The following is a 25,209-nucleotide window of genomic DNA, read 5'->3' as shown; positions in this document are numbered from 1 at the left end:
CAAGGGGCCTGCGTCCCGCGACCGTTCACCTCCGCCCCCTTCAATCACGCGCTGACCCAAGGGACTTGCCTCCCGCGACCGTTCATCTCCGCCCCACGCAATCGCGCACCGACCCAAGAGGTCCGCGTCCCGCACGCGGCGGGCCCGCGCCTCCCTCGCCTCCCTCGCCTCCGGCGCCCGCCGGCACTTTCGCACGTACGCCCTCATGCACTCACGCACTTATGCACTTATGCACCTCACGACGAACCCAAAGGTGATCACACATGCCCACATACGCCCCGCTCGCTCCTGCCGCCGCCCTCTCCGACCCGACACACGGGTCCCAACTCGACGTCGCCAGCGACCTGTTGACCCTGTTGCGCGACGCGACCACCGAACCGCGCCCCGACACCCAACTCGAAGCCCTGACGCTGGCCGTGGCCGCCGACCTGCCCGTCCTCCTGTGGGGTGAGCCGGGGATCGGCAAGACCGCGGCCCTGACACAGCTCGCCGCGGCCCTGGACCTCCCGCTGACCACAGTGATCGCGAGTGTGCACGAACCGTCCGACTTCTCGGGGCTGCCCATCGTCGGCGACGATCCAGCCGAACAGGGTGTCCCGATGGCCCCGCCGGACTGGGCCGTACGCCTGGTTCGAGCCGGCCGGGGACTGCTGTTCCTGGACGAACTGTCCACCGCGGCACCGGCCGTTCAGGCCGCCCTGCTCCGCGTCGTCCTCGAACGGCGGATCGGCGCCCTCCAACTCCCGCCCGGGGTAAGGATCGTGGCCGCCGCCAACCCGCGGTCCTCGGCTGCCGACGGCTGGGAGTTGAGCCCACCGCTGGCCAACCGGTTCGTCCATCTCCAGTGGACCCACGACCACGACGTCGTCGTACGCGGACTCGGCGGCACCTGGCCCCGCGCCACGCTGCCGATGCTCGACCCGGGGAGGCTCTCTGAGGCCGTGGGCTTCGCCCGCCGCGCGGTGTGCGGGCTCCTGGCCGCCCGCCCCAAGCTCGTACACCAGCTGCCCACCACGGAGACCCGCCGGGGCGGTCCCTGGCCGTCACCCCGAAGCTGGGAGATGACACTCTGCCTGATCGCCTTCGCGACCGCGGCCGGGTCCTCCAGAGACGTACTGTCCCAGCTGGTCAGGGGCACGGTGGGAGACGGTCCCGGGTTCGAACTACTGGCGAGCCTGGATCGTATGGACCTGCCGGACCCCGAGGTGCTGCTCGCCGACCCCGCGGCGGCCGAACTGCCCCAACGCGGGGATCTGCGCCAGGCCGTGCTCGACGGCGTGGTGGAGGCGGTCCGCAAGAACCCCGAGAAGTCCCGCTGGGACGCGGCATGGGCGGTCCTGGTCCGGGCGGTGGAGACCGGCGCCCCCGATCTGGTGGTCGTCCCCGCGAACACCCTCGCCACGCTTCGCCAGGAGGACTGGGACGTCCCGGAGTCGATCGACAAACTCGCCGGAGCGGTGTCGCTGTCCCGGCGAGCGGACCAGGCGGCCGCCCGAACCGCCGTCGCCGCGAAGGCCGGCCGATGACCGACGCGCCGGGGACCCTGGACCTCGACAAGCTGTTCGCCGCCCGACTGCACGCCGCCCGGGCCCGCCCCTACTTGGCAACGGCACTGTTCGCCCTGCACACCGTCGAGTCACGGCGGGTACCGACGATGTCCGTCGACCGGCACTGGCGGTGCTACGTCTCACCGGCGTTCGTGGACCGGATGCCGGTGGAGGACCTGGCCGGTGTGTGGGTGCACGAGGTGTCGCACCTGCTGCGCGATCACCACGGTCGCAGCGACCGGGTCGCGCGGGAGCGCGGGCTGACCGGGCCCGGGGAACGGCTGCGGATGAACATCGCCGCGGACTTCGAGATCAATGACGACGCCTTCGGAGACGGGTTGCTCCGGCCCGAAGGCGCCGTCGAGCCGCAGTCCTTGGGGCTGCCGGCGGGGCAGCTCATGGAGGACTACCTGCGCCGGTTCGGGCTCGGGCCGCGGACGCGGGCCATGGCCTGGCTGGACTGTGGCAGCGGCGCGGACGGACTGGCACGGGAGTGGGAGCTGGGGCCGGACGGCGCGCACGGCCTCAGCGAGCAGGAACGGGACGCGGTCCGGTTCCTGGTGGCGCAAGGCATCACCGCCCGCCCTGGACACACACCGAAGGGGTGGAAGCGGTGGGCGGACGAGGCGTTCCACCCGCCGCAACCGTGGCGGGCGCTGCTGGGCGCGGCGATCCGCTCGGCCGCCTCCGGTCCCGGCGTCGGCGAGGACTACACCTACGGCCGGCCGTCGCGACGTTCCGCCGGGGTACCCGGCGCGGTACTGCCCAGCCTGCGGCGCAGGCCGCCCCGGGTCTCCGTCGTCATCGACACGTCCGGCTCGGTCAGTGACACCGAACTCGGCAGCGCGCTCCTGGAGGTTGCCGCGATCTCCCGCGCCGTGGGCGGCCGTCGCGACCTGGTCACCGTGGTGTCGTGCGATGCGGCGGCCCGGGTCACCCAGCCCTTGTGCCGTGCCGAGGGAATCCAGCTGATGGGCGGAGGGGGTACGGATCTGCGCGCGGGCTTCGCCAAGTCCCTCCGCGCGCGGCCCCGCCCCGACGTCGTCGTGGTCCTCACCGACGGCCAGACACCGTGGCCGGCCACGCAGCCACCGTGCCGGACGGTGGTGGGACTTTTCCCACGGCAGTACGGGAACGGGTCGTGGGACGAGGACGACCCCGATTACGTCCCGGACTCGCCGCCCGCGTGGGCACGCGTGGTCGACATCGGGTGATCGCGGACTCCACCCGGGCACACGTCGTTCGGCGTTCCGCCGCACCCGGTGACGTACGGGCGTTGCAGAATGACTCGACACGTACACAGGGAGTTCTCATGATCTTTATCGCCGCCAAGTTCCTCGTCCGCCCCGAGTTCGCGGACCAGTGGCCGGAGATCGCCGCCGACTTCACGGCGGCCACCCGCGCCGAGCCCGGCTGTCTGTCCTTCGACTGGTCCCGCAGTATCGAGGACCCGACGGAGTACGTCCTCGTCGAAGCCTTCCGCGACGACGAGGCCGGCGCGGCCCATGTCCAGTCCGCCCACTTCAAGACCGCACAGCAGACCCTGCCGCGCCACCTGGCCGCGACACCCCGCATCGTGAACATGAAGATCCCCCAGGACGACTGGTCGCTGCTGGGCGAGATGGCTGTCGAGGAGTAGACCGGCCGGAAATCTCGAAGGTGGCGCGGGGATGCGATGTGATTATGCGTTCCTTCCCGGTCTTGCACCCGTTTGGGTGCGTGTGCCCCGCGCTCTGGCGAGCACTACAGAGGGATGAAATTCCTCATCGGACTTGAATACACCCTGGGGCGGTACTGCAGCGCCTTCTTGGCGTTGACGATCCATCACACGGGGAAGAACTGCGGGGAGTTGGCGGACGAAGGGCGTGACGAGTGGTGCGACGCGTGCTCTTCGACGCCGGACTGGCGACGCGCGCAGCGGCCCAACACCCCGCAGGACGAACGGTCCCGGCTCCGTGAAGCGGATCCGCGTCAGGTCGTCCGCCGAAGCATTCCGGGACCGCGCCGGCCGGCCGACGACTTCTGACGGCGGACCATGAGCGGCCCGCAACGGCGACTGCGCGACCCCGTCGTGCCTCCACCCCGCCTTCCTAGGCGTTGCGCAACGCGTTCACCAGTCCGGCCACAAGATTGGCCCGCTCGGCCATGGAGTCGATCACCAGGTACTCGTGGTCGGCGTGAGCGCCGCCGCCGACTGCTCCCAGTCCGTCGAGCGTCGGCACGCCCAGTGCGGCCGTGAAGTTGCCGTCACTTCCGCCGCCGACTGCCTTGCCTTCGAGGTCGGGGAGCAGCCGCTTGGCCACGGCGAAGAGCTCGGTCGACGCCGACTCGGGCATCGGGGGCCGGCTGACCGCGCCCTGAATCGAGATCTCGGCCTCGGCGAGATGCGGAGCCAGTGCCGCGAACGCGGATTCGATGCGCTCCTTCTCTTCGGTCGACTCGACCCGGACGTCGACGACGATGGTGGCCTCGGCGGGGACGACGTTGTCCAGGGTGCCCGCGGAGGCGACGGTCGGGGTGACGGTCGTGCCGATCTCCGGTCGCCCCAGCCCTGCGATGTCCAGTACCTGGTGTGCCGCTTCGATCAGGGCGTTGACCCCGGCCGCGGGCTCCAGGCCGGCGTGTGACGCCCTGCCCGCGACGGTGACCTGGAACGTGCCGCAGCCCTTGCGGCCGGTCTTCAGGCCTCCGCCGTCAGCGGCGCCTTCGAGTACCAGGACAGCGCCGCAGGCAAGGGCTCGGTCTTCGAGGAGCGCGCGTGAGGAGAGGGAGCCGACTTCTTCGTCGGCGGTCATCAGGATCTCGACGCCGGAGCGGTCGTCGAGCGTCGCCAGACCGTGGACGGCCTGCACCACACCGCCGAGCATGTCGAAGACGCCGGGGCCGGTCGCGTGCCCGTCCGCGACCTTGAACGGACGACGCTCCAGGGTGCCCAGGGGAAACACCGTGTCATGGTGACCGAGGATCAGCACGTGGGGATCGCCGCCGCCCGACCAGTGAACGTGCGGCCCGGCTTCGCTCTCGACGAGTGTGGCCTGACCGCCCAGGCGGCTCTCGATGACGGCGGCGACGGCTTTGGCCGATGCCCTCAACGCGTCCGGATGGCGTGATGGAGACTCGACTTCCACGAGTGTCCTGAGGTCCTCGATCATCGCGTCGACACTCACGCCGACAGCCTTGTGCATGGTCACGCCGCAAGGGTACTGGGTATGCCTTGACCGAATGGCGTCCCCGTCCCGGGTTTGGTCTTCCTGCTCAGCCGGGGCCGGTTCGAAATCGGAGGCGATATTCCGTCGGCGTGGTGTTGAGTTTCCGGCGGAATGCCCGGATGAGTGTGTCGGTCGTGCCGAACCCGCAGGTGGACACGATGCGTTCGAGCGTTGCATCGGTGGATTCGAGTTGGTTGCGCGCCATTTCTACGCGGGCCGATTCAATGTACGCGCTCGGTGTTGTTCCGAGTTCGGCCTTGAAGATACGGGTGAGTTGCCGCTCGCCGACGTGCGCGAATGCGGCGAGATCCGCGACGGTGAGCTGTTCGGTGATGTTGCGCATGATGTGGTGACGGAGATCTTCGATGCGCCGAGTCGTGGAAACAGGTTCGAGGGGAACGCTGAACTGACTCTGTCCGCTCGGCCGTTTCAGATACATCACGAGTTGCCGGGCGACGCGCAGCGCGACGGTCTCGCCGAAGTCGTCGGCCACGAGCGCGAGTGACAGGTCCAGGCAGGCGCTGATGCCCGCACCCGTCCACAGATCGCCTTCACGAATGAAGATCGGTTCGGCGTCGACCTCGATCTCCGGGTGATCGGCGGCGAGTTGTTGTGCGGTCGACCAGTGAGTGGTGGCGCGCTTGCCGTCGAGCAGTCCGGCGGCGGCGAGGATGTGCGCCCCGACGCAGACGGACGTAACCCTTCGCGACCTGCCGGCGAGTGTTCTCACCCGGCCGACCACCGAGGCGTCGGTGAGGGCCCGGACACGGCGTTGGCTGTCCACTTCGACGGAGCCGGGGACCAGGAGGGTGTCGATGCTTCGCGCGGACACCTCGCGGAAGGTGACATCGGGAAGGATCCGTACGCCGGCGGAGGTGGCGACGGGGTCCAGCGTCTCGGCGGCGAGGACGACGTGATAGCCCGCCGCGCCGTCCGTCTCGCGCTGCACGAGGGAGAACACTTCCGGTGGTCCGGTGACGTCGAGCAGGTCGACGCCTTCGAAGAGGACGACGACGACGAGTCGTTCGACGGTGCTCACGGGGTCTCCGCCCGGTCGGCAACAGTGATGTCCGGATCTGCATGTTAGACGACATTGCCGACACGCCTTGGCGCGCCGTAGCTTCGAAGCGCGGCTCACCACGGCGTGAACTGCGCTACCGAGCAACGGACTTGAGGCGGTACTCCCATGACAACGACCACGACGACGCTGCGCGAACTCAACGGCTTCGACGAGACGCCCCCGACGCTTGCCGAATCGACCCTGATCCTGGTCGACTACCAGAACACCTACGTCGGTGGCGTGATGGAGCTGGCGGGCTGGCAGGATGCGCTCGACTCCGCCGCCGCGCTGCTGGGCAGGGCCCGCGAGGCGGGGGCGAAGGTCATCCACGTCATCAACGACGGCGGCGAAGGCACCCCGTACGACATCCGGGCGGAGATCGGCCGGATCCATCCGAGGGTGGCGCCCGTCGAGGGTGAGCCCGTTGTCGTCAAGAAGGTTCCCAACGCCTTCGTGGACACCGAGTTGGGCCAGTACGTCGACGCCGCCGGCCACAAGGACGTCATTGTCGTCGGCTTCATGACGCACATGTGCGTGACGTTCACGGCGGAGGGTGCGTTCCTGCGCGGAAACCGGCCCACGGTGGTCGCCGACGCCTGCGCGACGCGGCCGCTGCCGTCGGCGGGCATCGACCTGCCCGCCTCCCAGATCCATCACAGCGCACTCGCGACGATCGGCGACCTCTACGGGGTCGTTGTCGCCTCGGAGAAGTCTCTGACCTGAGGCCGCCGGATCAGACCTTCCAGGAGCGCAACTGATCGGCGACGACGAGGACGCCGAGCCCGGTCTCGTGGATCTTGCGGACGAGGTCGGACAGGCCCCCGTAGGGCGGGTCGATGCCCTCGCCGGCCTGATCCATGTACTGGGCGGCGACGAACGCCGCGAACAGACTGTTGCGGTGCGGGAGCGGCTCCAGGTGCACGATGGTGTGCATCAGCGCGGCCGCCCGCCAGGCGGCGTCCGGGTCGGCCGCGGCCAGGGTCGGCAGCTTGGTCCTGTGCCGGGCGACGGCCGCCACGAGCGCCGAGTAGTCCGAGACCGACATGTCGTCGCTGAGGAGGGCGGCCTCCTGGACGTCGAGCAGCCAGGCGACATCAACCGTGAGGTGCATCAGGCGGCCGCGGCCCCGTCACGCCGCTCCGAGGGCGGCACCTCGTCGGGGAACGCGTCGTCGAACTCGCCGCGCAGCCGGTCGGCCCACGCACTGGCGCCGGCGACGAACTGCCTGCGCTGCATCTCACGGACGCCAAGGTCGTGCAGATACTGCTTCAGGCTCTTCCCGTCGGCCGCGGCTGCTGCCCGGACCCCTTCGAGCTCCTCGTCCGTGAAGGACACGTTCAGTGATGGCATACCGTGATGGTACCTAGTTGGTGCCATCCGGGGAAGCCTCCCTTGGTACGCCATTCCACGGCCGAGGACGCCGGCCGTTCCCAGGGACGACCCGCCCGCCGCCTCTCCCGTATCCGGTCACTGTCGGTGAAGTGCGTTGACGTGCTGCTGCAACCCTCGGGTGTCACTCATCCGGGGCGGTGGTTTCCGCTGCGGCGATCCGTGATCACCTCCCTGTGTCAGGCCGGGCAGGGGCCTGACACCTGCACACCCCCGTGGCGCTGCCACCCGCTGGTCGCGGCGCTCGGGACTCCCAGGGATCACCTTGCGGCTGCGGACAGGCGCAAGTCGATCCAAGGGATGGTGTCTCCGGGCAGGTCCCTGAGGGTGGTCTCGGCGTCCGGCTGCTCGAGGCGAAGGTCAGACATCGGTGCAGGAGATCCGACGGTGACCGGGGCGTCAACTCTGATTTCTGTAGGAACACGTCAGCGCGCGGACCCGGCTCACCTCCCCGGGTCGTCCACGGCAGACGTCAGCCGTTCGGCCGAGCATGCCGCCCGGGCTGCCGGGCAGCCGGTCCGTGTACCCGGGCGCGCTCATCTTGCCGGCGCGCCCGGAGCGGCGGGACGTACGGCAGCCGACCCCCGAACCGGCCGGCCGTACGTCCCGCGCCTCGACGCAGTCGGCGGACCAGCGGCAATACGGGCCCCCGGACACAGCACCCGGCGCCACACGCGCGCGGGACGAGGTGATCGCGGTCGAAACGGGTCCGGCGGCCGTGCCTGGGCGTGCCCGGGAAGCCCGCCGAGTTGGAGGTGCGCGGTTCCCTGCGCGATCAACAGGCCTCCCGGCCACACCGTGCTCCTGCCCCACCCCCGCGCCGCCCGAGCGCCGGTCGCCATATGTTCACGCAAGAGGCACACGAACGCCGGGCGGCCCCAGACCTTGATGTCTGGGGCCGCCCGGCGTCAGGGGGACGGGACTACTGATCTCTACCAGCGGTACCAACGGCCACGGCTACCACCGGCTCCGGCGGAACGCATGACGAAACCGAGCAGCCAGACAGCCAGCACGATCACGGCGACGATCCACAGAGCCTTCAGTGCGAAGCCGGCACCGAAGAGAACCAGAGCGAGCAGAAGAACGAGAAGCAGGGGAACCATAGTTATCAACCTCCGAAGCATCGAGTGCCCCGGCAACACCCCGCCATGCATGGGAAGTTTATGTGTTTCTTATCCGCCGAAGCGGGGATGCGCTTTCACCGCAGGTGACCGGTCCGCGCCACGCACACCGGCGGTCGGCGCCCCTCCCCGTCCACGCCGGAAGCGTGACTGCCGGACTTCGGCCGGCCTCACCGGCTCCGCGAAGGCCGGTGTCCTCGCGCGGCCGGTCTGAGTACGGCTACTCAGGACTCGGCGCGTCGGTCCGGGCGAGGGTCGGTGTTGTGAACGCTGAGCGCTCCGGCAGGGGCATGGCCGTGGCCCTGGCCGTCATCGAGTTGGTGGTCCTTGCCTTCATCGGCCTGGCCTGGGCTTCGACTTACTGGTCGTGGGACCCGCAGCACTACGGTGAACCGCCGGGCCCCTACTTGGAGAAGGCCGCGGTGGTGCCGGTCACCGCGTTGATCGCCGCGGTCGTGGCCGGGATCCGGCGTGTGCGCCCGGTCGCGGTCGGTCAGGCCGTGCTGTTGATCGTCGTCTGCGGAATCCTGTTCTGCGCGAAGGCAGCCGGCGAGCGCACCTACGAGGATTCCCATCGGCATGCCTGCAACGCGGGGGTGATCTGCGCCGGCGATCCGCCGCCACCTCGGTGACGCCGCCGCGAACTCCGTTACGCCGCCCCGCACTCAGCGACCCCGCCACCAGTGCGACCGAGCCCGACTGCTGGACCGGACCCTCGCACGACACTCCGGAAGCAGCCCGAAAGTCAGCGTCAATTACAAGTTGACGATCCTCGATCGTCAACTTAAGATTGACGCATGAGTCCACTCGACATCAGTCTCGCCGACCTGATCGCCCGCCTCGACGAGGAACTCCCCGACGCCAACGAACTGGCCCGCATCAGCGAGGCGCGACTGCGCGCCCAGACCCTGTCCGACCTCGGTGACCAGCTCATCGACCACTACGTCAGCAAGGCCAAGCGAACCGGCGCGTCGTGGACCGAGATCGGCGACGCCATCGGGGTGTCCAAACAGGCCGCCCAGCAACGCCATGCACCCGGCCCTTTCGAGCGGTACACCAACCGGAACCGGCACAGCATCGTGCTGGCACAGGAAGCCGCCCGAACGCACAAGCACGACTTCATCGGCACCGAACACCTCCTGCTCGGCCTGCTCGGCGAACCGCAGGGACTGGCATACGAGGTGCTGATCGCGAAGACCGAGTCGGAGCAACGCATCCGCGACGCGATCGAGGAAGCGATGGCGCCGGCCGGGGAGAAGGCGCTGCGCGGTCACATCGCGTTCCGGCCGGAGAGCAAGGAGGCCATCGAGCAGGCACGCCGCGCGTCTGCCGACCTCGGCAACGACTGGGTCGGTACGGAACACACACTGCTGGGCCTGATCCGTACCGAGGAGAGCCCAGCCGCTCAGATCCTGCGCAACCTCGGCTTCACGCCGGACGAGCTGCGCGAGACGATCAAGACCAGGATCACCGAACGGTCCGCCACGCGCGACAACCAGTAGCGAATCGCTCAGTCGCCGAGGAGGACCGGGCGACCAGCCTTCCCACCCGGCACAGCAAGTGCGCCCGTGCTCCAACCCCCACCCGACGTCGCCAAAGACCTTGTAGTGCGCGGTGGGTGAGAGGCCATCGTGCACCTCGGCGGCCTCGTCAGCGCTCCTGACACCAGGTCAACAGCGCCGTACGCGATGTACGTTCCCCGCTCAAAGCCGTAGCGGACACACTGCCCACGACGTACCTCCCCACCCGCCGGCCCTCTACCGTGCGCTCATGGACTGCGGTGGCCACCGCGAGACGGCGTTCGGGGAGCCGCACCCGGCCGGGGCCGCCGCGGCCCCGGCCGGGCTTCAGCTGAGCGATCAGGCTTCAGGCGTGAGCAGTTCCGCTTGCGGGGGCCAGTCCACGAGGGCGGCGGCCGACTTCTTGAACCGGTCCATGTGGGCCGTCTTGTGGTGCGCGGCCAGGGCCTCCGGGCTGCTCCACGACTCGTAGACCACGAACGTCCTGGGAGCCTCCTTGGCTCGGTGCACCCGGTACTCCAGGCAGCCGTCTTCCTGACGGGTGGCCTCCGCCACCGACCCCATCAGGGACCGCACTTCGTCCTCCTGGCCGGGCAGCGCGCTCAGCCTGGCCACGGCACAGACAGTGGAAACGGTGGAGTTGCTCCCGTCCTCGGCGGCCTCGGCCACGGGTCCGGTGCCGAGCCACGGCGATGCGAACTCGACGGCCGACTCGCCGAGTCCGTGCGGCTGCGTGGTGTAGAAGCGGAGCCGCAGCCCGTCGGGGTCGGGGACCACCAGCAGCCAGCCCACCATCGCGACGACCGGCGGGGAGTGGCGGATGCCGCGGGCATCGAGCCGGGCGGCCCAGGCGTCGAGCACGCCTCGGTCGGCGACGGACAGCGTCAGGAAGTCGTAGTCCTTGAGCGCCCCGGCCGTCCTCGGGTCCAGCCGCAGTTCAAGGCGAGCGGGCAGACCGGGGACGTCGAGGATCACCGCGAACAGAGTGCCGTCGGGGCGACGATGATCCAGCTCGGTCACCCGCCGCGCCCCCAGCACGGTGCAGTACCAGTCGGTGCTGCGCTCCAGGTCGCTGACCGGCAGCTTGACGTGGTGAATGCCGTCATGTGCCGGGTTTTCGGGGGTGGTTGGGGTATGCATGGTCAGACCAACTCCTCTGCGGGCAGGTGGGCGGATCGGTCAACGCGGACACCGCGCCGCCAGATCGCGGTGATGTCGCGCAACGCGGTGATGTCGTTGAGGGGGTTGCCGCTGACGAGCAGCAGGTCGGCGCGCAGACCCGGTGCGATACGGCCGCGGTCGTGGAGGGCGAAGGCGTCGGCGGGGTTGGCGGTGGCCGCGGTCAGCGCCTCGGCCGGGGTGAGCCCGGCGGCCACCAGCAGGGCAAGTTCGCCGTGGTAGCTGATGCCGTGCGTGGTCGGATGGCCCGGCGCGCCCGTGCCGTCCGTTCCGGCCAGCAGCGGGACACCGAGCCGGAACATCCGTACGGCGGCGTCCGCGCCGTGCTGGGTCTCCACGGCCCTCGGCCCCAGCCGCTCGCCGGGGTCGGTGGTGCGGATGCGCTCCAGGTCCTTCAGCCAGTCCGGGTCCGCGAAGGGCCGTAGCCTCGGGTCCGCGGCGAGCTCGAACTCCGCGGGAGTCAGGCTCATGCCGGCCAGCGTGGTCAGGGTCGGCACCACGAACTTCCGTGCGGCGGCCGCCGCTTCCACCAGTTCGCGGTCGGAGTGGCCGTCGGACGGCGAGTGGGCCAGGATGTCGACCCCGCAGGCGATCGCCTGGCGCGCCGCGCTCCGGGTCCAGGTGTGCGCGGCAGTACGCAGCCCCCGTGCGTGCGCGGCCTCCACCAGCGCGACGACCGTCTCCGCGGACATCGTGGGCATCGGCTTGCCGACCACCGTGCCGTCCTCGATGAAGATCTTGAGATGGTCCGCGCCGTCGGCGATCCGTTCGGCCACGAAGGCATCGGCCTGCTCCGGTCCCGCGACCGTGGGGAAGGGGGCCAGGAGACCGTGCTCGATCAGCTGCCCGGGGTGGCCGCCGGGCGCGGTGGCGCCGGTGGTGGCGATCCGCAGGTCGGCCACGTCATCGCGGCTGTGGGCCACGGCACGCACCTGACGGGAGGTCTCGGGGTCGCCGCCCATGTCGAGTTCGGTGGTCACGCCGAAGACGAGTGCCTGGCGCAGCTGAGCGGCGCTCGTGGTGTGGGTGTGGGAGTCGATGAGACCGGGGAGCAGGGTCTGCCCCGTCCCGTCCACGACGGTGGCGTCCGCCGGTACGTCCGTCCCGGCGCCGACCGCGGCGATCACGGCACCGTCGATCAGGACGTCCTGCGGCGGATTGAGGCGGGTGCCGTCGAATACGGCGACGTTGCGGATGAGAGTTGTTGTCGACATGTCTGTGTCTCCGGATGTCTCTGTCTCCAGTGGAGAGACGGTCATCGAGTGGGGTTCAGCGGCAGGTACTGCGAGAGGCGATCGAGCACCACGGCGGAAGCGGCGGGTACGCCGTGCGCGGCCAGGTAGCCGTCGGGACGGACCAGCAGCGGTGTCCCCAGCCCGGGGACATGTCGTACGGCCAGTACGCCGTGCTCGGTCGGCGGCTCCGGCACCTCTCCGCCCGGCAGGGCCAGCGTCCAGCGCAGCCCGGCCGAGGGCACGAGCCGCGGCGGAACACGTCCCCCGACGCGGGGCGCCCCGTGGTCCGGCTCCTGGCTGTAGCCGAGATCGAGTTGGGAGAGCTTGGCGGTGATCCAGCCGGCGAACCCGGGGACGGCTCCCGCCGCCGCGAGGACGCGGTTGCGGAGCCCACCGGCCAGGGGGTCGCGCACGTTGGCCAGCTTGGCGAACTGACTGGTGAAGGCGACCAGTCCGGCCGCGATCGGGTGCCGTTCACGGTGGTAGCTGTCCAGCAGCTCGCACGGCGCGAGGCCGGTCAGCACGGCATGCAGCTTCCAGGCCAGATTGCCCGCGTCCTGGATGCCGGCGTTCATGCCCTGGCCGCCGGCCGGGCTGTGGGTGTGCGCGGCGTCGCCCACCAGGAAGACCGGGCCGTCACGGAAACGCTCGGCGACCCGTTCCTGCACGCGGTACGTCGAGGCCGTCACCACCTCCTTGACCCGGATGTCGCCGGTGCGCGGCCCCCGGTCGGCGAGCATCATCTCCACGTCGTCGGCCGTGGGCGCGGCAGGACCCGACGCCCGGCCGACGATGCGGTGTTGACCGCCGGCCAGCGGCGATACGAGCAACATGCCGTCCGGTGACAGGAAGAACGTGGTGTCCTCCTTGGGTACGGCGTCCGTGCCCGGGCCCAGCCGCACGTCGGCGATGGCGAACAGCTGCTCGTGCGCCTGGCCGGGGAACCCGATCCCGGCAGCCGTGCGGACCGCGCTGTGCACGCCGTCGCAACCGACCACGTAGCGGGCGGAGAGCGCGCGCAGCACGCCGTCCGGGCCGGCGATGGTGGCTGTGACACCGGGGAAGTCGGGGGCCATCTCGAGGAACGTGTGGTCACGGTGGACCACACCGCCCAACTCCCCCAGGCGTCGGGCCAGATGCTCTTCCGTTGTCTGCTGCGAGATCAGCAGCACGTAGGGATAGGGCGTGTCCAGGCCCTCGTATGTGGCGGTGAGCAGGGTGTCTTCGCAGTCGTGCAGACGAAAGCCCCGGCCTTGAGCGCCCGCTTGGACCAGACGGGCGCTGACGCCGATCCGCTCGAGATATTCCAGGGTGCGGGGCTGTACGGCGGCCGCCTTGCTCCCGGGCCGGACCATGCTGCCGCGGTCGATCAGCACATGGTCCACACCCAGCTGACTGAGGCCCGCCGCCAGTGTCAGCCCCGCAGGTCCGGCGCCGACGATGAGCACGTCGGTCCGAGTCGGCAGGGGGTCCGGAATATCTGGTGCCGACGCCATTGCGCCTCCTCCAGGTCGGTGATGTACGGCGATGACGTACACCGTGGGCCTGCCGCGTACGGCAGCGACGACGGTGCGGTCACCTCCAAATAGAAACGTTCGTTTCTCTTTGGAACGTAGCACGGCCATCGACGCAAGCGCAAACGATCGTTCCTCTTTGGAAGTGCCTCGGCCGCTGCTAGCCTCGGATAACGGGAACGTTCGTTTTCATACGACGGGCCACTGCAGACGGCACGGCCTGGAAGAGCTCGTACGACCGGATGCGCCGACCGGCACACTCGGGCGCGCCGGGCATCGTCCGGACCGGGCGCTGGGGAAGGAAACACATGTCAAGCAGCCAGGTAGCGCTGGTGACGGGCGCGACCGGCACGATCGGCCGGGCCATCGCAGCCGAACTCGGTGCGCGGGGAGCCGCCCTCCTGCTCACCGGGCGCCGCAAGGACGTACTCGACGACGTGGCCGGGAAGCTGCGTGAGCGAGGGACCCGGGTCGAAGTGGCGGTAGGTGACGTCACCGATCCGGCCCACGTCGACGACGCGGTCGCCCGGGCGAGCGACACGCTCGGCCCCGTGACGATCCTGGTGAACAACGCCGGCGGAGCCTCGTCCGTCACCACCTCCGTGGCCGACAGCGACCCGGAGGCCTGGCTTCACACCCTGCTCACCGACACCTACGGGCCCTATCTGTTCGCACGCGCCGTCCTGCCCTCGATGCTGCGCCGCAAGCAGGGCCGCATCATCACGGTCGCCAGCAGGGCGGGTACGGCGGCGATTCCCGGAGCGGCCGACTACGTGGTGGCCAAGACCGCAGCCGTCAGGTTGAGCGAGAACATCGCCGCCGAGACCCGCGGTACCGGCGTCGCCGTGTTCAGCCTGCATCCCGGCGGGGTCGTCAGTGCCCTGGTCGAGGAGCAGATCAACCGGGGCTTGGTTCCACGGGAGCGGTTCCCGCACCCGCCGGAGGCCGCCGCCCGGATGATCGCCGAGTTGGCGGAGGGCCATTACGACGTGCTGTCCGGCGCCTACTTGGACGTCGACGACGACCTCGACGCGCTGGCCGCGTTGCGCACCGAGGAGTCCGGGCCGACGCGAGTGCTGCGGGTGACGGGCCTTCCGGACGAGTGGCATGCCCGTCCGTTCACCTGACCGGCCTGCGCCCGCCACGACCGCGGCGCCTCGTCACCCCCGCCGACCGCCGTCAGTTCACGCGAACGCCTTCGCGGCACACCGCGGAACAGGGGTCATCGCCTCGCCCCGTCAGGCGTCCCAGGAGAGGGCGCCGAGGGCGGAGAGCCCACGGATCAGCTGGTCGGCAGAGACCGGCGCCACGAGGTGCCGGCCGACCAGGATGCCGGGCATGAGGGTGATCAGGGCCGTCGCGATCTGCGCCTCGTCGGCCTCCGGCGGCATCCGGTCCTCGTCGCGCCACCGTCGGGCGAGCTCCAAGACGTGGTCGTGCACGGCCGAATAGAAGGTACGGGTGCGGGCTTCCAGCTCGGGACTGCGCAGCGCCTCGCCCCACGCCTGGATGGCGATCCGCGTCAGGTCGTAGTCCGGATGGGAGCTGCGCTCATCGACCTCGGCGACCATCGCCGTCACCACCTCGGCCGGCGAAGGACTGGGCTGCCGCTCCAGCAGCCGGGCGAACAGGTCCCGTACCAGGGCCAGCGCCTCATCGGCCGCCGCGTCGATGATCTCGTCCTTGCTCCGGAAGTACCGGTACACCGCACTGGAGGACATCCCGGTCGCGGCGATGACGTCGTCCATCGACGTGACGTGGAAGCCGTTGCGTGAGAAGCAACTCCAGGCACTGGTCAGGATGTGACGGCGCCGCTCTTCGCGGCGCGCTTCGCTCAGACGGGGCATACGCCCAGCCTAAACGAAAACGATCCTTCCGTTAGAGGAGGATCCGCCGCCGGTGCCGGCACCGGCACCGGCACCGGCACCGGGCCAACGTCGCCGGACTTCTCAGCTCACGGCCGAACGCGTCCCTCAGTCGCGAGTGAGGGCGGTGCACACGCAGACCTTGTTGCCGTCGGGGTCGGCGAGCACGGTGAACGACGGCGCGTCGGAATCGTCCACGATGGTCCCTCCGGCGGCGACGGCTGCCACGATGCGCTCGTCGGCCACCTCCGGAGCCAGCCACAGGTCGAAGTGCCACCGCTGCCGCGGGACCTCGTGCGCGTCCGTCCCCTGGAACCACAGACTGGGCACCCGGTTCGTCGGGTCGAGGACCGTGTCGCCGACCACGTGGCCGGGCTCGCCGGTGAGCAGCGCCGACCAGAACGGGGCCACCGCCGTGTAGTCGGCGGTGTCGAGCGCCAGCTCCAGTTGTACGACCTCTCCGGGCGCGGCGGTCAGACCGTGCTCCCGGGCAAGTCCGCTGATGGTGCGGGCCAGTTCGAGATCCTGTGCGGTGACCCACCGCCCACCGGCTTCGTCGACGGTGGACACGGCCACGTCGACGAACCCGCGCCCCAGCCGGAGCTCCGGGTCCTGGCCGGCGCCGACCGCCGCGTCCGTGACCGCCGCCACGAAAGCGGCCCCCTCGCGGAGGCCGGCGACGCGGTAGCGGGTGGCGAGAGGCTGAGCGAGCCTGCGCCACTCGCCGAGTCCGGCCGTGATCGCCGCGAGGATCTCCTGAGTGCCGAGTTTCTCCATGTCCCGATGATCGCAGGGAGTCACGCCTCTGTCGGTACCCGCACGCCCGACCCGATCAGCCGTCGGGCAGCACGCCCCGAAGGGCCTTGTCCAGGTCCCGGGCCAGTGCCGCGTCGCTCGGCGGATCGTCGGTGAAGAGCTTGCCGAGTTCGGTGGTGAAGGTCTGGGTGAAGGCGCCGTAGAGCGGGGTACGGGGGCGCGACACGGCTCGGGTGAGCGCGAGGAGCAGGATGTCGTGGGCGTACGCGGGGCGGCCGTACTTGTCGCGTGGCATACGGTCGGCGCTCTCCCCCGACGCCGACGCCGAGGGGGTGCCGGAGGACGTCACGGCGCCGGGCGACTTCGCCGACCGGCAGGTCACGTCGTCGTCCGCGTACGCGGAGACCCGGGTGGCCGCGAACCCCGCGTCGAGCAGGCACCGTTCGCTCTCCTTCCCAGTCAGGAACTCGATCAGATCCTGTGCCGCGTCCTGCCGGCCGGAGGACCGGGTGAGCGCGAGGTTCTGCCCGCCGAGCACCGCGCTGCCGGGCAGCGGAGCCACGCCGAGCCGGGCGCCGCTCAGGGACTGATGCAGAGTGCCGTACGCGTAGGGCCAGTGGCGCAGGAACGCCGTCCGGCCGTCCGCGAAGTCCGTGAGCGTCTCCGCTTCGTCGGAGTGCAGGGCGTCCTTGAGGAGGTACGAGGTCTGGGTCCGGTTGCGCAGTTCCGCGAGACCGTTCTCCAGGTCCTGTACGGAGGCGGTGTAGCGGCCGTCGCCGTCGGTGAGCGGGACGCCCTCCGGAGCCGACGCGAACGCCTCGACGGCGTTGACCGTACGGCCCTCGTAGGCGCCGAACTGCGCGGTCCAGCCCTTCTCATAGCCGTCCGGCCGGTCCTTGCCCGTCTTCTCGCCGAGGGTCTCCATCAGCTCCTGCAGCCGTCCCCAGCTGAGCCCCTTGCTCAGGTCGGAGTTCTGGACGCCCGCCCGGTCCAGGTAGTCACGCCGGTAGTAGAGCAGTCCGACATCGCTGTTGAACGGCACCGCGAACACCTCGCCGCCCCAACGTGCCGTACCGGCGACGGACTTGATGATGTCGTCGTCGACGAGTTTCCCGGGCAACGGGCGGATCAGCCGCGCGGCGGCGAACTCCGGCACCCATGTCACATCGAGGTTGACCACGTCGTACTGCGCACTGTCGGACTGGAGCGCACCGAGCAGCTGGCTGCGCTGTTCGTCGGCGGATCCCGGGAGTTCCACGATGCGGGCGTGCCGGCCGGTGTGCCGTCGGTCCTGTTCCGCGTTCCATGCGTCGATGAGCTGCCGGCGGACGCCTCCGTTGCCGGTCACGTCCCGTCCGCTGGCCACGATGATGTCCCCCGTGGCGCCCGGCGGGGGCGTGGCACCGGGCTGCGCGGACGGGCCGCCGTCGGTGCAGGCGGCGCAGGCCGTCAGCAGCGCGGCGAGGACCAACTGCCTTCCGGGTGTGCCCAGTCGCCTCACTCGTCCCCCGTTCCGGTGCGTGCCACCTCGTCGCGCAGGCCTGCGGCAAGGTCGGTCTTGGTGTCCAGACAGCGGCCGCCGCTCGCCTCGGTGACGCGGGCGTCGGGCTTGCCCCGGTCGCACCCACCGCTGTCGAGGGCCGCCATCACCACCGGAACTCCCTTGTCCTCGGCCGACTTGAGAAGGTCGTCCAGCCTTCCGCCGGCGGTGAGACGGTTGTTGTCCTCGTCGTCGGTGACGTACACGATCAGTTGGGGCCGCTCGTCCCGGCCCCGCCCGGCCATGTCCACCAGCGCCGCCTTCAACGCGCCGTACGGATCGGCCTCGACGTCGTGGACCACCGCTTCACGGTCGATGGTCTTCTCCGCGTCCGCGCGCCGGTGGCGGTCGAAGGGCAGCAGGACGCCGTACGGGCCGCCGTTGCGGGACGCCACGGCCCAGACGCCGTACTCGTCCCGTTCGCCGAGCCCGCCGAGGGACTGTTCCAGGATGCCCGGCGCACCGCCCGGCCCCTCCCAGAGGTCTCCCATCGAACCGGAACTGTCCAGGAGGAAGAGGACTCTGCCCGGGCCGTTGGCGTTGCGGTACTGCTTGAGGGCCGCCGTCATGGCGTCGGCGTCCGCCGGTCCCGGGAGCGGCCGCGGGAGGGCGAGGGTTCCGGCGTCGGTGCCGGGGGTGACGAGGAAGTCGTGGGCGCCGGACGCGGAGCGGAAACCGTCCCCGCCGAAGACGTCGAGACCGCCGCGGTACGTCTCGCTCCTGCCGCCTTCGCCGCCCTTGCTGACGAGCCAGTCGTGGAAGCGCCGGACGGCCTCGTCCCGTGCGGCCTTGTCACGTTCGGCGTCGTCCCAGCGGACCCGAACGAAGGTCGGGTCCAGGGCCGGTACGTCGGCGGGGTACTCGGCCATCCGCGGAGTACGCGTCGTCCGGTCGCAGCCGGTACCGCTCACCATCAGGAACTCTGGTACGAGTGCGGCGGTGCGGTCGTCGACACGCCGGTCGTCGGGCAGCGCGCACAACAGGTCGGAGCCCGTGAGCGAGGGCGGCCCCGGCTGGGCGACACTTCCCTCGGCCTTGCTCACGCCCGCACCGGCGCCGTACAGCCCGACGGTGGCCAGCAGCGCCGAGTCCGTGTACTCGGGATCCGTGCGCCGCACGCCGGCGTCGTTCTGCTGCCCGGTGAGCTTCTTCCTGAGCGTGGCGAGCGAGCCGCCGGTGCGGTCGCCCATCGAGGCCTCGGCGATGTTCTGCGGTACGGACAGCACCATCGGGGAGTACGCGAGCGGGTCGCCGTCCGGCTCCAGCGTCACGTACGTGCGGGGCGGCTCCACCGGTTGCGCGCGGGCCACACTCGCGGACGTCGCCGGTATCCAGATGTCCGGCTGCGGCCCGATGTCGCGCTGCGGGTCGAGGTCCTCGCCGAGGGGACGCTGCCAGGGGTCGGACTGGTCGCGAAAGCCGGTCACGGCGTCCGCCGTCCCCGCGCTGTACACCGTGATGCCGCTGCGCCGGCAGCCCCCGGAGGCCGAGTTCGCCGCGGACATGAGATAGGTGTCCGCGGCCTTGCGGACGGTGGACTCGATGTCCGGGTCGGTGAGCAGACGCAGCTCCAGGGACGGGCCGCAGGCCGACTGGTCGGGGCCGGACCCCGAGAAGGCGAGATAGCCGCCGACGGCCCCGGCCGCGAGGACGGCCGCGGCGCCCACCGCGCGGGCCGGGCTGCGCCGCAGCCGGCCCAGCACCTGGTTGAGCCCGGCCAGGGACGCCACGACGAGGGACGAGTCGCGCAGACGGGTGAACAGGCGCCGTGGCACGTGGAGTTCCTCGCCGGGCACTCTCGTACTGTCGGCGGGCCGGTGCGGGTCCGACGGCGGCGCCGGTGGCAGCACAGGCGCGGTCGTGGCCGACTCGGCAGAGGTGGATGTGGACGTCGGCGTCGCGGCGGGGCTAGCGAGGAGAATGTCCGCGTCACCCCATCGCTGCGGCTCCCACGGCTCGTTGCGCAGAGTTGTGTGGTGGGCGGACATGTGCGCGGTGAGTGCCTCCGACAGGTCCTGGAAGGTCACGTCACCGCCGTCCCCGTCGATGCCGTCCTTCAGGAACCGCACGACCCGGGCCGTGAACGGCGTGGGCGTCGTGTCGTCCCCCGCGTCGATCCGGTTGTTGGCCTGCACGCTCATCAGCACGGAGAAGCGCCGTCGGTCGGCGAGTGCCTCGCACACCTGGGCGGCGTTGCCCGCGTTGCAGCAGTCGAGGACGACGACCACGTGCCGCGCCCGGCTGGTGGCGAGCACGGTCAGCACGCTCGAGAACGGGTCGGCGCCCGGGAACACCGCCCGACTGCCGGGCACGACGCGCGCGTTGCGCATCTGGAGCCAGAGTTCGTCGCCCGCGCTGGGCACGGCTCCGTGGCCGGCGAAGTAGAAGAGGAGCAGTCCCTCGGCCTCGTCGGCGGCGGTGCGCAGCGACTCACTGAACGCGTCCAGGTACGGCGACCCGGAGACGACGACCTCGCCCTTCCGGAAGACGCCGCCGCGCAGCAACGCCCCCTCCAGCAGGGAGAGGTTGTGCTCCACGGCGGCCAGTTCGCCGGGCACCCCGTGCAGATCCTTCGGCCGCGTGGAGTCGTACGCGGACACGCCGATCAGGAGTGCCCGGTTCACCTCGCCACGCGGGTCGAAGCGGTGCACCGGACTACCTCTCGTCGAGGTCCACCGGGTCGACGTCGTAATCGGGCGGATCACCGCTCTCTACGGAACGGCGGTTCTCGTACCAGGCTTTGACGCCCCTCCCCACCTGCTTGTACACGCTGTCGAACGCGGATTGGGCGGCGGCTCCGGAGAGCAGCAGGAGGATCTCGATGCCGGCGCCCATGGGCCTGCCGTGCTCGTCCGTCCCCTGCTCGTCCGTCCCGGCGCGCTCCTGGATCCGCAGATCGCCGTCCCTGACCAGCTCCTGAAGTGGCTTCTCCCGCTCCAGCCACTTCTTCAGAGCGCCTATGTCGCCCTGGCTCGCGGTCCCGTCGAGGCGAACCCGGATCGCACGGGTGGCCACATCCTCCCCCTCAGTCATAACTCGTCATCATTGCACGGGTGTTGATGACGGGCGAGGGTGCTGCAAGGAGGTTGCCCGGCTGCCCACGTGGGCCTTACGGGCCCTACGCGGCGCAGAGCGGACGACCGACGCCGTGGTTGCCGGCGCGGAGACGCCGGGCCTCATGCCGCGAAGCTGATCAGGCCGACCGGAGGGAGGCTGGGGGTCGCGGAGCCACCGGCGGGCTCGACGGTGATGCCCATCCCGCCGGCCCCGCCGACCGGACCGTCCATGACGACCGCCTGATCGGCGCGGTGTGCGTCGAGGAGCCCGGCCGGCCGCATGCTTCCCCGTTCGCTGAACCACAGTTCGTACGTCTTGCCCTCGGGAAGCGACGCGAGGCCGGACGCGGTGAACACCGCACGGTTGAGGCTCTTGGACACCACGACGGTGCCGCGGGCGCCGTCGGGCAGCCGCGCGGTGTGGGTGCGGGCGTCCGGCGCGGTGAGGACGGCGGCCAGTCGCTCCGCCTCGGCCTGGGCCCGGCCCACCTCCTGGCGCGCCTGCCGGGCCTCCTGGTGCTGCCAGGTGGCGACTCCGCCGAGCGCGGCAGCGGCCAGACAGGCGGCCAGCGCCCAGCGACCCGCCCCACGCGTCGAGTACCTGAGCCCTGAGCCGCGCGTCCGGGGTGTGGTGGCCCGGGGCGGCTCCTGGCGGACCTCGGTGATCCGGCGCAGGACGGCCCCCTTGAGCGCGGGCGGCGGCGTGACGCTGGTGGCGAGCGCGAGCCGGACCGCGGTGGCGGCGAACTCGTCGACTTCCTGACGGCATTCCGCGCACGAGTCGAGGTGGGCCTCGAACGCGGCACGCTCGTCCGGATCCAGCGCGTCCAGTGCGTAGGCACCCGCGAGGGTGTGCAGGTCTGCGGAGTTCATGCGCTCACTCCCAAGCAGTCGCGCAGCCGGAACGGGCCGTCGCGCATCCGTGTCTTGATCGTGCCCACGGAAGCGGACAGGTGCTCCGCCACCTCGCGGTAGGTCAGACCCCCGTAATACGCCGGCGTGACGGACTCACGCTGGATCACGGTCAGCGCCTCAAGACAGCGCACCACGTCCTCGCGCTCCAGCCGGGCCTCGACCTCCGCCTCGGTGACGTCGAACTCCGGCATCCGCTCCCGGAACGCGGCCGCCTCCTCGCGCCGCAGCGACCCGGAAGCCGAGCGCACGCGGTCGACCGCCCTCTGATGGGCCACCGTCAGTACCCAGTTCATCGCGCTGCCCCGTTCCGGCCGGTAGCGGGCGGCACGACGCCACACCTCCACCAGAACCTCCTGCGTCACTTCCTCTGCGCCACATCCCGCAGGACCGCCCTCACCACGGCGAAGACACGCCCCGCCACCGCGTCGTAGAGCCCCTCGAACGCGGCCTCGTCCCCACCGGCGACCCGCTTCATCAATGTCGCAAGATCCGGTTCGTCCGCCGGATTGCGACCGATGAACACTGCTTTGCCCATGCCGTCATCATCGCCGAACCAAGCGGCCCCGGCCTTGCCCGGGAACGGCTCCCTCCTGCTCCCTGTCCCAAGGAATCCGTTGCCGAGCGCTCTTCGGACTGGTGCGACTTTCGACGACGTGCTGAAGGAGTCCCCCGGGAGCTCGATACCGGTGGCCTTCCGATACGCGCCCAGATTGGCCCCGATTGAGTGAGGCGGCCGGGACGTTGTCCTGTCCTGGCCGCCCCTTGCTCCCCGTCACGGGAGACCTGGTTCACCGCTTCGCGCTCCGGCTGCCCCGAGCGCGGGCCGGCTGTCAGCTCTTGGGCATCAGCACGGTGTCGATGATGTAGACGTTGGCGTTGGCGGTCTTGACGTTGCCGCAGACGACCTTGGCGGAGTCGTTGACGGTGTAGGACTCGCCGGAACCACTGGTGGTGAGCTTGCTCTTCTCCAGCGTGGTGTAGGAGCCGTTCCCCAGATCCTTGGGGGCCAGCTTCTGTCCCACGACGTGGTACGTGAGGATCTTGGTCAGCTGGGCCTTGTCGTTGAGGACCTTGTCCAGGTCGGCCTTGGGAATCCTGGCGAAGGCGTCGTTGCTGGGCGCGAACACCGTGATGTTCTCGGCGCTGTTGAGGGTGTCGACGAGGCCGGCCTTCTTCACCGCGGTGACGAGGGTGGACAGGGCCGGGTTGTTGGACGCGGCCGTGGCGACCGGGTCCTTGGCCATACCGTCGAAGGAGCCCGCTCCGTCCTTGGGCACCGTCGAACAGCCCGGACCGAACGGCTGATCCATGCTGCCCATGTCGCCCGAGCTGTCGGTCGCCTTGTCGCCGGCGGTTGCCGACGCCTTGCTGGAGTCCGACGAGGCGCTGTCCTTGCTGCCGTCCGAGCAGGCGGTGAGCGCCAGGGGCAGCATGGCGGCCGCGGCAACGACGAGAGCGGTACGGCGGATACGAGTGTTCATGGTGGTTCTCCTGTCAGACGCGAGATGCGAACGTCGTGTTCGATCCGGGGAAGGGGTAGGAAAGGGGAAAGGTGAAAGGTGAAAGGTGATGCGCGGGCGGGGAATTCGCCTGGTCAGTCGACGGTGACCACCACCGAATGCCGGCCGCTCGCCCCGTCCGGAATGGTCCGGGTGCGCTTTTCGGTCTGCGTGCGGCCCGTACGGTCCGTTGCGCGCACGGTCAGGCTGTGCCCGCCCTTGGCGGCCGGCCACGGGAAGGACCACTGGCGCCAGGTGTCACGGGTGTCCTTCGCCGCGAGGTCGGCGGTCTGCCAAGGCCCGTCGTCCACCCGTACTTCGACCCGCTCGATGCCGCGGTGCTGCGCCCAGGCGACGCCGGCGACTATGACCGTGCCCGCCGCCGGCCGGGCGAAGGGCTTCGGCGTGTCGATCCGGGACCCGGTCTTGATGGGCGCCCTGCGGGCCCACTTGCGCTTGACCCAGTAGGAGTCGTACGCATCGAACGTCGTCAGCTCGATGTCCTTGATCCACTTGCACGCGGACACATAGCCGTACAGGCCGGGCACCACCATGCGGACGGGGAACCCGTGGTCGAGCGGCAGCGGTTCGCCGTTCATGCCGACCGCGAGCATCGCGTCGCGGCCGTCCATCACGTCGTCGACCGGCGTACCGATCGTCATCCCGTCGACGGAGCGCGCCACCAGCTGATCGGCCGGACCGCCCCGCGCCGGTGGCTCGACCCCGCATTCGGCGAGCAGGTCGGCCAGGCGTACGCCGGTCCAGCGGGCGTTGCCCACATAGGGGCCGCCGACCTCGTTCGACACACAGGTCAGCGTGATGTCCCGTTCGATGAGCTCCCGGCGGAGCAGATCGTCGAAGCTGACGGTCATCGGGCGGGCCACGCCCTTGCCGTGGATGCGCAGCCGCCAGGTGGTGGCATCGACCTTGGGCACCACCAGCGCGGTGTCCACGCGGTAGAAGGCCGAGTTGGGCGTGACGAACCGGCTGACACCGGGGACGCGAAGTTGTGCGCCCTTCGGGATCGGTGCGGCCGTCGAGGCGGCGGCGGGCAGGGTCACGCGGCGGCGTGAGGCAACCGCCTGCTCGCCTCCCCTCCCGTTGAGCGAGCGGCCCAGCAGCCCCGCGCCGGCGGACGCGGCCGCGGCGGCGGTCGCCGCCATGACGAACCCCCGGCGGTCCCAGCCCTGCCGTCCACCGGAGTCCTCCCCGGGACGCAGGCTCCGCGCCACGGCGTCATCCGAGCTGACGTCCGCTGGACCGGCGTCCGCGGCAGTGGCCGCGTCCCTCGCGGGAGCGCGCAGCCTTCCCACGAGTACGTGGAGCAGCAGCGCACCCGCGATTGCGCCGAGGACCGAAGGCAGCCCGTCGCTGAGTCCGGTGGAGTCGGGCCGGCTGGTGGCCGCGACCGCGCCGACGACACCGAAGAGCAGCACCCCGGCCGCCCCCGAGCGGCGGTGCCGCGTCGCCACGACACCGAGCAGCAGCGCGAGCAGGGCCAGGACGGCGACGATGCCGAGTTGGAGGACGAGTTTGTCGTCGGTGCCGAAGTGGCGGATCGCCCAGTCCTTCACACCGGCGGGCGTGCGATCGATCGCGGCGCCGCCCACCGCGATGACAGGGCCGGCCTGCGGCCGAACCGCGGCGGACACCAATTCCGCAACGGCGAGAGCGGCGAACCCGGCCAGCAATCCGCTGAGCGCGCCCAGCAGGAGTCGTGCCCAACGAGCGGGCGTTTCCCGGTCTTTCCGTTCTTTCGTCACGTGGGGAATCCGGTCCCCGGCGCCTACGGGATTGGTGCCTC

At 70.5% G+C, this 25,209-nt stretch carries 23 protein-coding genes and 1 pseudogene; 7 read left to right on the top strand and 17 right to left on the bottom strand.

The features are described 5' to 3' along the window. Positions 1 to 263: 263 nt before the first annotated feature. The 3 genes from ACFWM2_RS05665 (at position 264) to ACFWM2_RS05655 (ending at position 3,186) form a co-directional block, all read left to right on the top strand. Complete coding sequence (locus tag ACFWM2_RS05665; RefSeq protein WP_383273314.1) at positions 264 to 1,526, top strand: AAA family ATPase; 1,263 nt, start codon at positions 264 to 266, stop codon at positions 1,524 to 1,526. Beyond that, positions 1,523 to 2,761 carry a VWA-like domain-containing protein gene (locus ACFWM2_RS05660; protein ID WP_383273311.1) on the top strand — a complete coding sequence of 413 codons (1,239 nt, stop codon included), beginning with the start codon at positions 1,523 to 1,525 and terminating at the stop codon, positions 2,759 to 2,761. Before ACFWM2_RS05665 ends, ACFWM2_RS05660 begins: the two co-directional genes overlap by 4 nt. 98 nt (positions 2,762 to 2,859) lie before the next feature. Then, complete coding sequence (locus tag ACFWM2_RS05655; RefSeq protein ID WP_383273309.1) at positions 2,860 to 3,186, top strand: putative quinol monooxygenase; 327 nt, start codon at positions 2,860 to 2,862, stop codon at positions 3,184 to 3,186. A gap of 451 nt (positions 3,187 to 3,637) precedes the next feature. On the opposite strand, the gene ACFWM2_RS05650 is transcribed toward ACFWM2_RS05655, so the two are convergent. Both ACFWM2_RS05650 and ACFWM2_RS05645 read right to left on the bottom strand, forming a co-directional pair. Then, on the bottom strand, positions 3,638 to 4,732 hold the full coding sequence (locus ACFWM2_RS05650) for a M20 family metallopeptidase (RefSeq protein ID WP_383274201.1): 1,095 nt from the start codon (positions 4,730 to 4,732) through the stop codon (positions 3,638 to 3,640). Between the two features lie 70 nt (positions 4,733 to 4,802). Further along, positions 4,803 to 5,795, bottom strand: coding sequence for a GlxA family transcriptional regulator (locus tag ACFWM2_RS05645; protein ID WP_383274198.1), 993 nt, complete (start codon positions 5,793 to 5,795; stop codon positions 4,803 to 4,805). A gap of 147 nt (positions 5,796 to 5,942) precedes the next feature. On the opposite strand from ACFWM2_RS05645, the gene ACFWM2_RS05640 reads away from it, so the two are divergent. Then, positions 5,943 to 6,539 carry a cysteine hydrolase family protein gene (locus ACFWM2_RS05640; RefSeq protein WP_383273307.1) on the top strand — a complete coding sequence of 199 codons (597 nt, stop codon included), beginning with the start codon at positions 5,943 to 5,945 and terminating at the stop codon, positions 6,537 to 6,539. A gap of 10 nt (positions 6,540 to 6,549) precedes the next feature. Here the strand turns inward: ACFWM2_RS05640 and ACFWM2_RS05635 are convergent, their stop codons facing one another. The 3 genes from ACFWM2_RS05635 to ACFWM2_RS05625 form a co-directional block, all read right to left on the bottom strand. Further along, on the bottom strand, positions 6,550 to 6,927 hold the full coding sequence (locus ACFWM2_RS05635; protein WP_383273305.1) for a toxin Doc: 378 nt from the start codon (positions 6,925 to 6,927) through the stop codon (positions 6,550 to 6,552). After that, positions 6,927 to 7,166 carry a hypothetical protein gene (locus ACFWM2_RS05630; protein WP_383273303.1) on the bottom strand — a complete coding sequence of 80 codons (240 nt, stop codon included), beginning with the start codon at positions 7,164 to 7,166 and terminating at the stop codon, positions 6,927 to 6,929. Before ACFWM2_RS05630 ends, ACFWM2_RS05635 begins: the two co-directional genes overlap by 1 nt. A 971-nt stretch (positions 7,167 to 8,137) precedes the next feature. Continuing rightward, positions 8,138 to 8,308 (bottom strand): hydrophobic protein, encoded by a 171-nt coding sequence (locus tag ACFWM2_RS05625; protein WP_351429451.1) that lies wholly within the window; start codon positions 8,306 to 8,308, stop codon positions 8,138 to 8,140. Between the two features lie 281 nt (positions 8,309 to 8,589). On the opposite strand from ACFWM2_RS05625, the gene ACFWM2_RS05620 reads away from it, so the two are divergent. Further along, positions 8,590 to 8,958, top strand: coding sequence for a DUF6234 family protein (locus tag ACFWM2_RS05620; protein ID WP_383273301.1), 369 nt, complete (start codon positions 8,590 to 8,592; stop codon positions 8,956 to 8,958). A gap of 165 nt (positions 8,959 to 9,123) precedes the next feature. Then, positions 9,124 to 9,828 carry a Clp protease N-terminal domain-containing protein gene (locus ACFWM2_RS05615; RefSeq protein WP_383273299.1) on the top strand — a complete coding sequence of 235 codons (705 nt, stop codon included), beginning with the start codon at positions 9,124 to 9,126 and terminating at the stop codon, positions 9,826 to 9,828. 357 nt (positions 9,829 to 10,185) lie between these two features. Here the strand turns inward: ACFWM2_RS05615 and ACFWM2_RS05610 are convergent, their stop codons facing one another. The 3 genes from ACFWM2_RS05610 to ACFWM2_RS05600 are packed head-to-tail and all read right to left on the bottom strand — an operon-like array spanning position 10,186 to position 13,756. Beyond that, on the bottom strand, positions 10,186 to 10,986 hold the full coding sequence (locus tag ACFWM2_RS05610) for an antibiotic biosynthesis monooxygenase (protein WP_383273297.1): 801 nt from the start codon (positions 10,984 to 10,986) through the stop codon (positions 10,186 to 10,188). Positions 10,987 to 10,988: 2 nt separating this feature from the next. After that, complete coding sequence (locus tag ACFWM2_RS05605) at positions 10,989 to 12,239, bottom strand: amidohydrolase family protein (protein WP_383273295.1); 1,251 nt, start codon at positions 12,237 to 12,239, stop codon at positions 10,989 to 10,991. Between the two features lie 41 nt (positions 12,240 to 12,280). Beyond that, positions 12,281 to 13,756 carry an FAD-dependent monooxygenase gene (locus ACFWM2_RS05600; RefSeq protein ID WP_383273293.1) on the bottom strand — a complete coding sequence of 492 codons (1,476 nt, stop codon included), beginning with the start codon at positions 13,754 to 13,756 and terminating at the stop codon, positions 12,281 to 12,283. A 326-nt stretch (positions 13,757 to 14,082) separates the two neighbouring features. Here ACFWM2_RS05600 and ACFWM2_RS05595 point away from each other — a divergent pair, with 326 nt between their 5' ends. Continuing rightward, a complete protein-coding gene (locus ACFWM2_RS05595) occupies positions 14,083 to 14,901 on the top strand; it encodes an SDR family NAD(P)-dependent oxidoreductase (RefSeq protein ID WP_383273291.1) in 819 nt (272 codons plus the stop codon). Between the two features lie 111 nt (positions 14,902 to 15,012). Here the strand turns inward: ACFWM2_RS05595 and ACFWM2_RS05590 are convergent, their stop codons facing one another. From ACFWM2_RS05590 to ACFWM2_RS05550, 9 genes and pseudogenes are all read right to left on the bottom strand, one after another. Then, positions 15,013 to 15,621 carry a TetR/AcrR family transcriptional regulator gene (locus ACFWM2_RS05590; RefSeq protein ID WP_383273289.1) on the bottom strand — a complete coding sequence of 203 codons (609 nt, stop codon included), beginning with the start codon at positions 15,619 to 15,621 and terminating at the stop codon, positions 15,013 to 15,015. 126 nt (positions 15,622 to 15,747) lie between these two features. Next, positions 15,748 to 16,416, bottom strand: coding sequence for a VOC family protein (locus ACFWM2_RS05585; protein WP_383273287.1), 669 nt, complete (start codon positions 16,414 to 16,416; stop codon positions 15,748 to 15,750). 55 nt (positions 16,417 to 16,471) lie between these two features. Next, a complete protein-coding gene (locus ACFWM2_RS05580) occupies positions 16,472 to 17,896 on the bottom strand; it encodes an extracellular solute-binding protein (RefSeq protein WP_383273285.1) in 1,425 nt (474 codons plus the stop codon). Further along, positions 17,893 to 20,586 (bottom strand): VWA domain-containing protein, encoded by a 2,694-nt coding sequence (locus ACFWM2_RS05575; RefSeq protein WP_383273283.1) that lies wholly within the window; start codon positions 20,584 to 20,586, stop codon positions 17,893 to 17,895. The genes ACFWM2_RS05580 and ACFWM2_RS05575 overlap by 4 nt, the downstream gene beginning before the upstream one ends. A 4-nt stretch (positions 20,587 to 20,590) precedes the next feature. Beyond that, positions 20,591 to 20,968: a hypothetical protein gene (locus tag ACFWM2_RS05570; protein WP_383273281.1), complete on the bottom strand. Its 378-nt coding sequence runs from the start codon at positions 20,966 to 20,968 to the stop codon at positions 20,591 to 20,593. Positions 20,969 to 21,111: 143 nt separating this feature from the next. Next, the gene (locus tag ACFWM2_RS05565; RefSeq protein WP_383273279.1) at positions 21,112 to 21,864 is read right to left on the bottom strand and encodes an anti-sigma factor domain-containing protein; all 753 of its coding nucleotides are present in this window, start codon (positions 21,862 to 21,864) and stop codon (positions 21,112 to 21,114) included. Beyond that, a pseudogene (gene sigK / locus ACFWM2_RS05560) lies at positions 21,861 to 22,441 on the bottom strand (ECF RNA polymerase sigma factor SigK). The gene ACFWM2_RS05565 and the pseudogene sigK overlap by 4 nt, the downstream one beginning before the upstream one ends. Before the next feature lie 295 nt (positions 22,442 to 22,736). Beyond that, entirely contained in the window at positions 22,737 to 23,387 is a 651-nt protein-coding gene (locus ACFWM2_RS05555; protein ID WP_383273277.1) for a fasciclin domain-containing protein, read from the bottom strand. Positions 23,388 to 23,500: 113 nt separating this feature from the next. Further along, complete coding sequence (locus ACFWM2_RS05550; RefSeq protein ID WP_383273275.1) at positions 23,501 to 25,168, bottom strand: sulfite oxidase; 1,668 nt, start codon at positions 25,166 to 25,168, stop codon at positions 23,501 to 23,503. Positions 25,169 to 25,209: the final 41 nt, after the last annotated feature.

Origin of the sequence: Streptomyces sp. NPDC058371 (assembly GCF_042723265.1) — a bacterium.
Classification (GTDB): Bacteria; Actinomycetota; Actinomycetes; order Streptomycetales; family Streptomycetaceae; genus Streptomyces.
Note: the sequence above shows the minus strand (reverse complement) of the source record. Positions and strands in the feature narration are given on the sequence as shown.